11 protein-coding genes and 1 tRNA gene are annotated in these 10,373 nt (G+C 67.6%); 4 read left to right on the forward strand and 8 right to left on the reverse strand.

Annotated features, from left to right (window positions below):
- Both ABE473_RS04910 and ABE473_RS04915 read right to left on the reverse strand, forming a co-directional pair.
- Positions 1 to 768: an MBL fold metallo-hydrolase gene (locus ABE473_RS04910; RefSeq protein ID WP_346488711.1), complete on the reverse strand. Its 768-nt coding sequence runs from the start codon at positions 766 to 768 to the stop codon at positions 1 to 3.
- Complete coding sequence (locus ABE473_RS04915; RefSeq protein WP_176990962.1) at positions 768 to 1,517, reverse strand: 3-deoxy-D-manno-octulosonic acid kinase; 750 nt, start codon at positions 1,515 to 1,517, stop codon at positions 768 to 770. Before ABE473_RS04915 ends, ABE473_RS04910 begins: the two co-directional genes overlap by 1 nt.
- Before the next feature lie 21 nt (positions 1,518 to 1,538).
- Here ABE473_RS04915 and ABE473_RS04920 point away from each other — a divergent pair, with 21 nt between their 5' ends.
- Positions 1,539 to 2,594 (forward strand): glycosyltransferase family 9 protein, encoded by a 1,056-nt coding sequence (locus ABE473_RS04920; RefSeq protein ID WP_346488712.1) that lies wholly within the window; start codon positions 1,539 to 1,541, stop codon positions 2,592 to 2,594.
- Here the strand turns inward: ABE473_RS04920 and ABE473_RS04925 are convergent.
- Together ABE473_RS04925 and ABE473_RS04930 are read right to left on the reverse strand one after the other, a co-directional pair.
- Positions 2,573 to 2,980, reverse strand: coding sequence for a DUF6165 family protein (locus ABE473_RS04925; protein ID WP_179460893.1), 408 nt, complete (start codon positions 2,978 to 2,980; stop codon positions 2,573 to 2,575). The genes ABE473_RS04920 and ABE473_RS04925 overlap by 22 nt on opposite strands.
- Positions 2,981 to 3,266: 286 nt before the next feature.
- A tRNA-Ser gene (locus ABE473_RS04930) sits at positions 3,267 to 3,357 on the reverse strand.
- A 165-nt stretch (positions 3,358 to 3,522) separates the two neighbouring features.
- On the opposite strand from ABE473_RS04930, the gene ABE473_RS04935 reads away from it, so the two are divergent.
- Entirely contained in the window at positions 3,523 to 4,227 is a 705-nt protein-coding gene (locus tag ABE473_RS04935; RefSeq protein WP_176990741.1) for a protein phosphatase 2C domain-containing protein, read from the forward strand.
- 48 nt (positions 4,228 to 4,275) lie between these two features.
- Here ABE473_RS04935 and dnaQ read toward each other — a convergent pair whose 3' ends face one another.
- From dnaQ to ABE473_RS04950, 3 genes are read right to left on the reverse strand one after another with little or no spacing between them, the layout of a single operon-like run.
- Entirely contained in the window at positions 4,276 to 5,007 is a 732-nt protein-coding gene (gene dnaQ, locus ABE473_RS04940; protein ID WP_176990740.1) for a DNA polymerase III subunit epsilon, read from the reverse strand.
- A gap of 4 nt (positions 5,008 to 5,011) precedes the next feature.
- Positions 5,012 to 5,464, reverse strand: coding sequence for a ribonuclease HI (gene rnhA / locus ABE473_RS04945; protein ID WP_121042991.1), 453 nt, complete (start codon positions 5,462 to 5,464; stop codon positions 5,012 to 5,014).
- Between the two features lie 11 nt (positions 5,465 to 5,475).
- On the reverse strand, positions 5,476 to 6,120 hold the full coding sequence (locus ABE473_RS04950) for a methyltransferase domain-containing protein (protein WP_346488713.1): 645 nt from the start codon (positions 6,118 to 6,120) through the stop codon (positions 5,476 to 5,478).
- Between the two features lie 11 nt (positions 6,121 to 6,131).
- Here ABE473_RS04950 and gloB point away from each other — a divergent pair, with 11 nt between their 5' ends.
- Together gloB and ABE473_RS04960 are read left to right on the forward strand one after the other, a co-directional pair.
- On the forward strand, positions 6,132 to 6,899 hold the full coding sequence (gene gloB / locus ABE473_RS04955) for a hydroxyacylglutathione hydrolase (protein ID WP_346488714.1): 768 nt from the start codon (positions 6,132 to 6,134) through the stop codon (positions 6,897 to 6,899).
- Positions 6,896 to 8,110, forward strand: coding sequence for a transglycosylase SLT domain-containing protein (locus tag ABE473_RS04960; protein WP_346488715.1), 1,215 nt, complete (start codon positions 6,896 to 6,898; stop codon positions 8,108 to 8,110). The genes gloB and ABE473_RS04960 overlap by 4 nt, the downstream gene beginning before the upstream one ends.
- Before the next feature lie 201 nt (positions 8,111 to 8,311).
- Here the strand turns inward: ABE473_RS04960 and ABE473_RS04965 are convergent, their stop codons facing one another.
- On the reverse strand, positions 8,312 to 10,285 hold the full coding sequence (locus tag ABE473_RS04965; protein WP_346488716.1) for a peptidyl-prolyl cis-trans isomerase: 1,974 nt from the start codon (positions 10,283 to 10,285) through the stop codon (positions 8,312 to 8,314).
- Positions 10,286 to 10,373 lie beyond the last annotated feature (88 nt).

The raw sequence follows: 10,373 nt of genomic DNA on the forward strand, positions 1-10,373 counted from the left end.
TCAGGGCGGATCCTGCGCCAGCACGTGCATGGCGGTCGGGGTGGCCAGCGCCACGCGTTCACCGGGCAGCGCCACGCGATGGCCACGCTGGCGCAATGCCTCGCCGTCTGCCTCGCTGGCGTAGTGATAGAGCATCATCCGCGCCTGCAGCTCGGCCGTGTACTCACGTTCCAGGTCGTCCACGCCGGTGTGCGACGGGTTGCCGTGCAGGCCGCAGTCGTGGGCGATCAGCTCGTTGTCGTCGGCGTAGCGCGCCAGCATTTCCGGAATCGGACGGGTATCCCCGCTCCAGGTGACCGCACCCTTCAGGCGCAGGCCATAGGCGGTTTCCGGCCAGTGATGGCGCACCGGGAACACCTCCAGGCGCACACCGTCATGCCAGAACGCGTCGCCGACGACGATCAGCTGGAAGGCGTCCCAGAAATTCGCACCGCCCTCGGCCAGCACGTTCGGGTAATCGGCTACGCGCTTGTGCAGCAGCGGCACCACGCTTGCCGGCACGTAGACGCGGATGCGCCCACGGCGCTGCGGCGAGAAGTACGCATCCACGAACAGGCGCTCGAAACCGGCGACATGGTCCAGGTGCACATGGGTGACGAACAGGGCCTGCGGCACCTGGCCGTAGTGCGCCTGGAAGGCGGTCAGCCCTTCTCCGCCGCAATCGATGGTGAGCCACGGGCTGCCATCGCGCTCGATCACCGCCATCGGCGAACCCAGCTGCACGGCCGACGCATTGCCGACCCCCATGAAACGCAATGCCCAGTCCATCAGTAACCCCGGTTCCAGGCCAGATCGTAGGCGCGGCGCAGCCGTGCGTAGTCCTTCTCGACGTCGTCATGGCTGCGCTCACCACGCAGTTTGATCAGCGAACGCAACAGCCGCTTGAGATTGCGCTCGCGCCAGCGGGTGGCGGGGATGCGCAGCACGCCACGATCGAAATCGATCAGCCAGCCGTGGCCGTTGGCATCGAACAGAATGTTGTGGGCGTTGAGATCGGCATGATCCAGCCCCACGCGGTGGAAGCGCGCGATCAGCCGGCCGGTCTCTTCCCAGGGGGCGCCGCGCCCGGCGACCAGCGCGCGGTCGGCCAGCGAGCGCACGCCCTCCAGCCGCTCCATCAGGATCGCCGCCTTGTAGCGCAGGCCTTCGCGCATGTAGAACGCGGCGATCGGTCGCGGCACCGGCAGCTTCTGCGCGTGCAGGGCACGCATCAGCCGGAATTCGGCAAAACTGCGGGTGCGGTTGGCGCCGCGCCAGATGTAGTGGTCCCGGCTCAGCTTGGCCGCCAGGCCGCCGCGCAGGTACTGGCGCAACACGGCGTGGCCGAAGGGCGCATCGACGAACCAGGCGCCGCCCCGGCCGCCATCGCCGACCGGCCGCGCCCGCTCGCCCCAGTGGGCCGGCGAGAACAGGCTCATCTCGGCTTGCCGCAGGGCTTCGCGGTCGAACAGAATGGCACCGATACCGCGTCCATCGCGGCAGGGCGTCAGCGCTTCAGTGGCGTCGAATGCGACCATTCCTTCGAGTCTAACAACACCATGGCACCAACGTCCTCTTCCTTGTGTCTTTTGCGTTTGTCCGCGCTGGGGGACGTAACCCATGTGGTGCCGCTGGTGCGCACCCTGCAGCAGGCCGATCCCGGGGTGTCGCTGCACTGGATCATCGACAAGGCCGGCCACAAGCTGCTCGACGGGCTGCCCGGCGTGACCTTCCACAGCTACGACAAGAAGACCGGCGTGGCCGGCATGCGGGCCCTGCGCGACAGCCTTCCCGCCGGGCGTTTCGATGCGCTGCTGCAGATGCAGGTCGCCTTCCGCGCCAACGTGCTCTCGGCATTCGTGCCCGCCAAGCGCCGCATCGGGTACGACAGATCGCGCTCCAAGGACCTTCACGGGCTTTTCATCAATGAGCGCATTCCCGACCGCCCGGGCATCCACGTGCTCGATGCGATCGGCAGCTTCTGCGAGCCGCTGGGCCTGAAACAGACCGAGGTGAGTTGGGACCTGGCCGTGCCGCCGGCGGCGTTCGAATGGGCCAACGCCCAGTGGGCCGACGACGGCCGCCCGGTGCTGATGATCTCGCCCTGCTCCAGCCACGTGCGCCGCAACTGGTACGCCGACCGCTATGCGGCCGTGGCCAACCACGCCACCTCACGCGGCTGGCGCGTGGTGCTGTGCGGCGGGCGCAGCGACCTCGAACGCGGCATGGCCGATGCCATCCAGGCACAGCTCACCACGCCGGCGCTGGATCTGGTCGGCAAGGACACGCTGAAGCAATTGCCGGCCCTGTTGGCACGCGCCGCGCTGGTGATGACGCCGGATTCGGGCCCGATGCATATCGCCAACGCGATGGGGACCAAGGTGCTGGGCCTGCATGCGGCGAGCAATCCGCACCGCAGCGGCCCCTACTCCGACCGCCGCTACTGCGTGGACCGCTACGACGATGCCGCGCGCAGATTCCTGGGCAAGCCGGCCAGCGAACTGAAGTGGGGCGCGAAGGTCGAATTCGACGACGTGATGCAGCTGATCACGGTCGAGGACGGCATTGCCGCCTTCGAACGCTATGTCGCCGATTACACGCCGCGCGGCGCGTAATCCTTGTACGACTTCTCTTCCACGTAGAGCGAGCCCAGCGCCAGGTTGATGTCCTTCTTGATGCGGGCGCGCTCATCGTTCTGCTGGTAGACGCTGCGGGCCAGTTCGACGAAGTGGTCGTCGAAGGCCTGCGCCTTGTCCTGCAGGCGGATGTTGTCTTCGATGTCCCACAGGCGCTCGTTGACGGCCTTGAGCTCGGCACGCAGGCGCGCGATGTCCTTGACCCCGGCCGGGTGCGCCATCCAGGTCTTTTCCAGCGCGCTCAGCTCGGTGCGGATGTTGGCCAGCTTGGCCTCGTCGCTGATGCGCTCGGACTTGATCTGCAGGATCGAGATCTTGTCGAGCAGTTCACCGAAGGACACGGGGACGAGGATTTCAGCGGTCATGGTGGGGATCCGTTACGTGAGGGGGGCAGTTTAGCGGAGCGTATGTTGGCGGGGTGTGGGGCGGGGGCGATGACGTCGCGTGGGTTGCGGGGTGGCTGCTTCATTGCCGGGATTGCTGGGCCCATCCATGGGCCCAGCCCTTCCGCGCTGCGCGCTCCAGGGCCAGACGTGCGTCTGTCCGGATCTGCTCCTGCAGATCCGTCGAACCCCGGCGGGGGTTCTCATCCGCCCATCAGGCAGATAAAAAGAAAAGGGCTGCCCGATGGGCAGCCCTTTTCTTTTTATCTGGCGGAGAGGGGGGGATTCGAACCCCCGAGGCGCTATAAACGCCTGCCTGATTTCGAGTCAGGTACATTCAACCGCTCTGCCACCTCTCCAGATGGTCCCGGCGAACCGGGACGCGAATGATACGGGTAGGACGCGCTGGCGACAAGTCATTGCGGGCAAAGAAGTGAATTTCTTCTGTATGGATGCCTTGCCGGATGTCCGGCGGGCCGCGATCATGCCGTTATCCCTCGCAATCCTCACCGGCACGCGCCTTCATGATCGAATTCGGACACCTGACCCACCCCGGCCTGCGCCGTGACCTCAATGAGGATACGTATTACGGCGATGGCGAACTGGCGCTGTGGCTGGTCGCCGATGGCATGGGCGGGCACGCCTGTGGCGAGGTGGCCAGTGCGCTGGCGCGCGAGACCATCGTGCGCGAGATCCGCCGCGGCGCGACGCTGGCGCATGCGATCCGGATCGCCGATGAGGAGATCATCCGCACCTCGCGCCGCCGCAACGACAGCCTGCCGATGGGGACCACCGTGGTGGCAGCCCGGGTGCAGGGCAATCGATACGAGGTGGCGTGGGTCGGTGACAGCCGCGCGTATCTGTGGCGCGATGGCACGCTGGCCCAGCTCAGCCAGGATCACAGCGTGGTCCAGGAACTGGTCGCACAGGGCAATCTGACCGCCGAGCAGGCCCGCGCGCATCCGCACCGCAATGTGGTGACCCAGGCGCTGGGCGTGACCGATCCGGCGCACCTGAATGTGGCGACCACCACCGGTGAGCTGCGCCCCGGCATGCAGTTGCTGCTGTGCAGCGACGGGCTGACCGAGGAGGTCGAGGACAAGGGCATCGCCCGTACCCTCGCCTTCGACGATGCCAGTGCACAGGAATGCGTGGATACGCTGGTCGCCGCCGCGCTGGATGGCGGCGGCTCGGACAACATCACCGTGATCCTGGTGCGGTGCCACTGATACCACCGTCCCGACCAACGGTCGGGACTTACCGCCGGGGTTGTTGCGTCAGGCGCTGACCGCTTCCACCGCTTCCGGTTCACCATCCCAGATCGCGCGGCCGGCCTTCTTGCGCAGCTTGGCCAGGCGCGCTTCGTGCGCTTCCAGCTCCGAGGCCGTGGCGACCACGCGCGGGCGTGGCAGCAGGCGCGAGGTGTCGAAGGTCTGCGCGTGGGCGCTGCCGGGCTTGTGGTCGTCGGCCGAGCCGAAGCCGATTTCTTCCTGGCCGGAGGTCAGCGCGATGTACACATCGCCCAGGATCTGGGCATCGAGCAGGCCGCCGTGCAGCTGGCGGTGCGCGTTGTCCACGCCCAGGCGCCGGCACAGCGCGTCCAGCGAGTTGCGCTGGCCGGGGAAGCGCTCGCGCGCCATCTTCAGCGTATCGATCACCGTGCAGCGGTCGGTGATCTTGCCGTAGTGGTCGCCGAGCAGCGACAGCTCGTTGTCCAGGAAGCCCAGATCGAACGCCGCGTTGTGGATGATCAGCTCGGCGCCGTCGATGTAGGCGAGGAAGTCATCGACGACCTGGGCAAAGTCCGGCTTGTCGGCCAGGAACTCCAGGGTCAGGCCGGTGACTTCCTGCGCGCCCTGCTCGAACTCGCAGTCCGGCTTGAGGTACTGGTGGTAATTGTTGCCACTGGGGCGGCGCTCGAGCAGTTCCACACAGCCGATTTCGACGATGCGGTTGCCCTTCCGCCATTCCAGGCCGGTGGTTTCGGTATCAAGGATGATCTGACGCATGGGCTCAGTGTACCGGGCCGGCGGCGCGGATCCGGATCGCGGCGTCGCGCGCCAGCTGGTCCACGCGCTCGTTGTCCGGGTCGCCGGAGTGGCCCTTGACCCAGCGCCAGTCGATGGTGTGCTTCAGCGTGGCCGCGTGCAGGCGCTCCCACAGCTCCCGGTTCTTGACCGGCGAGCCGCCGGCGGTCTTCCAGTTCTTGCGGATCCAACCGGGCATCCACTCGGTCAGGCCCTGGCGCACGTACTGCGAATCGGTGAACAGCACGATGTTGCACGGCTCGGTGAGCGCTTCCAGCCCCGAGATGGCCGCCATCAGTTCCATGCGGTTGTTGGTGGTATGCGCTTCACCACCGCTCAGCTCACGCTCGTGCGCGTTGTAGCGCAGCAACGCCGCCCAGCCGCCGGGGCCGGGATTGCCGAGGCAGGAACCGTCGGTGTGGATTTCTATCGTCTTCATTCCATTCCAGATCAGGTGGCCACGGTCCCGTGCCAGCGTGGCACGGCCACGGGCGTCGGTCCCGGCAGGGCCAGAGTGCGTTTTTCGGCGGTGAACAGACAGGCGGCCCGCAGCGGGGCGAGGTCGCGCCGGGCCGGCGAGCGGTCGCGCCACATCGGGCCGAGGTACTGCAGGTCTTCGCAGCTCAGGCCGGCCTGCGTGAGGGTGTGGCGCAGCCGCTGCGGGCTGCGCACGATCAGCCCGTGATGGCGCCACTGGCGGCGGTACGGGCTGAACGGGTTGAGGGTGGACAGCCACAGGCGCCCGCCCGGCATCAGCACGCGGGCGCAGTCGGCGATCAGCTGCTCGGCATCGCGCGCGGTGACGTGCTGCAGGACGATCGCATTGACGCTCTCGTCCGGCAGCGGCAACGGCAGGCCGCAGTGCACGTCCCCGGCGTAGGCCGCCCCGTCCCGGAACAGGCGCAGGCCGCGGCCAGGCAGCTCGACACGCTCCAGCCAGCCGGGTGTCGGTGCCACCCACAGCCAGGGGTTCACCGGGCGCTCGGCGAGCAGGCTGCGCAACCGCTCGGATTCCAGACGGCACAAGGCTTGTGCCGGTTCAGTATCAAACCAGGATGCGACTGTCGCTTGACGGGGGCTCGGCACGAGGGGCATGGTCCAATTCTATGCGACTGACCGCCCTACCCGCGTTTGCGGACAATTACATCTGGGCGCTGGTCGCCGACGACGGCCGCGCCGTCGTCATCGACCCCGGCCAGGCCGACCCCGTTCTGGCCGCCGCAGCGCAGCAGGGATGGGTTCCCCACAGCATTCTGTTGACCCACCACCACGACGACCACATCGGCGGCGTGGCCGAGCTGCAGGCCCGTTTTCCCGCGGTGGAGGTCTACGCACCGGTGGAACCGCGCATCGCGGTCCCTGCCCACCGGGTGGCTGAAGGTGAATGCGTTCAGGCATTGGGGCTGGGGTTCCACGTAGTATCCGTGCCCGGGCACACCCGGAGCCATATCGCGTTTCACACCGCTGAACACCTTTTCAGTGGCGATGCGTTGTTCAGCCTGGGCTGTGGGCGCATGTTCGAAGGTACGCCTCCCCAGCTTCTGGCATCCCTGCGGAAGCTGGCGTCCCTGCCAGCGCAACTGATGGTCTGTTGCGCCCACGAGTACACCCTGTCCAATGCCGTCTTCGCGCGGCATGTAGACCCCACCAACGCTGCGCTGTCGCAGCGCCATGAGGAGGCCTTGGCCATGCGCCGCGATGACCTGCCCACGCTGCCGGTTTCACTGGCAAGCGAGCTGGAATGCAACCCGTTCCTGCGTACGAACACCCCCGCCATCCAGGCGGCCGTCAGCGCCCATCTCGGGCGTCCCGTTACCGATGAAGTCGATGTTGTCGCAGGCCTGCGACACTGGAAAGACGGATTTCGAACATGAGTCGGCGATTGTTGCCGCTCGCGCTTGGCCTGGCGATCGCCGTGGCCGGCAGCGCGGGCGCCCAGTCGTTGACCGCCGGCATGTCGCAGAACGTGGCCGGCCTGTCCTCCCTTCCCCTGACCGCTGCGGCCCTGCCGCCGGCCTCGGTGCGCAACGGGCAGGAGATCTTCGCCAGCTTCCGCGCTGGCCTGGCCGAACCCACCTGCAACGCCGAGGCGACCAGCCCGCGTTGGCAGAAGCAGTTCGCGCATGCCCCCTCGCGGTTGGCCAACCAGGACGATGACGCCCTGGTGCTGTTCGGCTACGTGGTCGAAGAGCTGCGCAAATCCGACCTGCCGACCGAATTCGCGCTGATTCCCTTCGTGGAAAGCGGCTACCGGCCCAACGCCCGCAACGGTGGTGGCCCGGCCGGCCTGTGGCAGTTCATCGCCACCACCGCCAAGAACCACCGCGTGCAGATGACCCCGGGCTATGACGGCCGGTTGTCTGCGGTGGATTCGACCCAGGCCGCGGTGCGCTACCTGAAGACGCTGCACGGCATGTTCGGCGGCGACTGGCGCCTGGCCACGATGGCCTACAACGCCGGCGAGTACCGGGTGCTGCAGTCGCTGCGCAAGGCCGGCATGAATGCGCAGAATGCGCGTCCGGCCGAACTGCCGGGGCTCTCGCCGGTCACCTATGCCTATGTCGAGAAGCTGCATGCGCTGGCCTGCGTGCTGGAAGATGCGGAAACCGAGCCGGCGGTGATGGCCTCGCTGGACCGCACCGTGCCGGTGCTGAAGGGTCATACCCTGCCGGCCGGCACCAGCGTCCAGCAGTGGGCCCAGCAGCGCGACCTGGATCCGGCACGGATCGCCCGCCTCAATCCGGCCCTGGCCAGTGGCAAGGGCCGTCCGGCCGGCCAGGTGACGGTTCTGGCCCCTACCGCCCACGCGCCGGTGGATGCCAGCGCCAGCGTGGCCGCCATCGCGGTGGCGCCGAGCGCGCCGACGGACACCGCGGCCGCGCGTACCGCGCCCGGTCCGGTGGCCACCCGCGCCGTGGCGAGCGCGGATCGCCCGCGCAGCCGCCGCCACACCGTGCGGGATGGCGAGTCGGCCTGGGCGATCGCCCGCCGCTACGGGATGCCGCTGAAGGCCCTGCTGTCGCTCAATGGGCTCAGCGGCAGCAGCGTGCTGAAGCCGGGTGCGGTGCTGCGCGTCGAAGACTGACCCCGCGGTCCGCAGTGCAGGTGACGACAATGCCCGGTTCTGCCGGGCATTGTCGTTTCCGGGCAATGCCCGCCGGCTCCGGCGGAGCCCGGATGGCGGATGGCGGATGGCGGATGGCGGATGGCGGATGGCGGATGAGGCACGCACAACAAAAAGCCCGGCAGTGCCGGGCTGTTTGTTTTCCTGCAGAAGCCGACCCGGTTAGAGGTTGGCTTCTTCGGTCTGCACCTTGAAGTGCTTGCGCATCGCGTCGACGTAGGCCTTGGCGGCGGCCATGCCGTCGATCTGGCTCAGCTGTTCCTTGAGCTGCTGCTGCTGGGCGGCGTCCACTTCGGCGACGTTGCCCGGGCTGACCTTGGTGACCGCATAGATCACGTAGCGGCCCTGCACGGCGACCTTGCCGTAGCTGGGCTTGCCTTCGGCCGGCAGCGGCGCACTGAACACGGCGCGGTTGATCTCCGGGGTCGGCACCGGCTGGGTGCGCGGCAGGCCCGGCAGCGGGCTGATCTGCAGCTTCTCGCTGGCAGCCAGCGCCTGCAGGGTCTGACCGGCCTTCAGCTTGGCCAGCACGGCGTCCACGGCCTTCTCCGAGGCCTGGCGGGTGCGGTCGGCATGGATCGCAGCGATGACCTGCTCACGGGCCTTGACCAGTGGCAGCGCCTGCTCCGGGCTGTGCTCGGTCACGCGGATCATCACGGTGTGGTTCGGGCCCAGCTCGATCGGGTCGCTCACCGTGCCATCCTGGGTCAGGATGTCGGAGAACGCCGCGCGCAGCACGGCCGGGTTGGCGGCAATGCCACTGGCGGTGGTGCGGGTGAACGGGCCGAGGGTCTGCACCGGCAGGCTCATGTCCTTGGCCGGGCCTTCCAGCGAGGTCGGGTTCTTGTAGACCAGGTCGACCAGGCGGCCGCTCAGCTCGGTGAACACGCGATCGGCGTCGGCCTTGGCCTGCTCGGCGACCAGCTGGTCACGCACGTCTTCGAACGAACGGCCTTCACCGCCCTTGGTCTCGCGCAGCTTGAGCACGTGGAAACCGAAGTCGGTCTTGACCGGACCGGTGATCTCGCCCGCCTTCATGGCGAACAGCGCGTCTTCGAACGGCTTCACCATCGCGCCGCGCTCGACCCAGCCCAGGTCACCGCCGGTGTCCTTGGAACCCGGATCTTCGGAGTTGGCCTTGGCCAGTGCAGCGAAATCGGCACCCGGTGCCTTGGCTTCGGCGGCGATGCGCGTGGCCTTTTCTTCGGCTGCCTTCAGCTTGGCCGGATCGCTGCCGTCGACGGCGATCAGGATGTGCGAGGCCAAGCGCTGTTCCGGCGTGGCAAAGCGCGCCTTCTCGTCCGCATAGCGCTTGCGCAGCGTAGCTTCGTCGGCCGCGGCGGCAGCCGGCAGGTTCGCGCCGTTGATCTCGACGTATTCCAGCGACACGGTTTCCGGCTGGCGGAAATCCTTGGTGTGGCCGTCATACCACTGCTTGATCTGCGCGTCGGTCACTTCGGCGGTATCGGCCGGGATTTCCGGCAGCGCGGCCAGCTCGACGTCGCGGGTTTCACCCAGCAGCTTCATCAGGCGCTCGGCTTCGCTCTGGGTGGTGAACCCGGAACGCTGCAGGGCCGACGGAATGATCGACTGCTGGATGCTCTCGCGCACCAGCGCTTCGAACTGCGTCGGCGTGCGCGGCGGATTGCCGCTGGCCAGCGCGATGCGGTAGTTGTCCTGGTTGAACTTGCCGTTGGCATCCAGGAAGGCCGGGATCGAGGCGATGTACTCGCGCACGGCGCCATCGCCGATCACGATGCCGGACTGCTCGCCGGCCAGGCGCACGACCTGCTCGTCGATCATCTGGTCCAGCACGGCCAGCTTGCTTTCCGTGCTTTCGAACTGGCGCGGATCGAAGTCCTCGCCCTGTTCCTGGCGTGCCTGCTGGCGCGCCTGCTCGAAGCGCACGCGGAAATCGTTGGAGCTGATCTCATGGTGCTGCCACAGGAACGAGACCGGCCACCACGAGGGGGCGGACTTCCACCAGGTCGGCGGTGCGGCAACTTTGGCCACGTTCTGCGAGCCGACGCCACCGAGGTAGCTGGAGTCGATCACGAACAGGAACGGAATCATCAGCAGCCCCAGGATCACGGTAACGATCCAGCCCGAGGTCTTGTCGCGAAGTTTCTGCAGCATGGGAAAAATCAAGGCCTGATTGGCGAGCCCGGCAGTGTAACCCGCTTCGCGGCAGGCTCCAAAAGTCCGCGCGCCGCGCCCCGGCGCA

This window comes from Stenotrophomonas sp. TWI700, from assembly GCF_039673645.1.
Classification (GTDB): Bacteria; Pseudomonadota; Gammaproteobacteria; order Xanthomonadales; family Xanthomonadaceae; genus Stenotrophomonas; species Stenotrophomonas maltophilia_AA.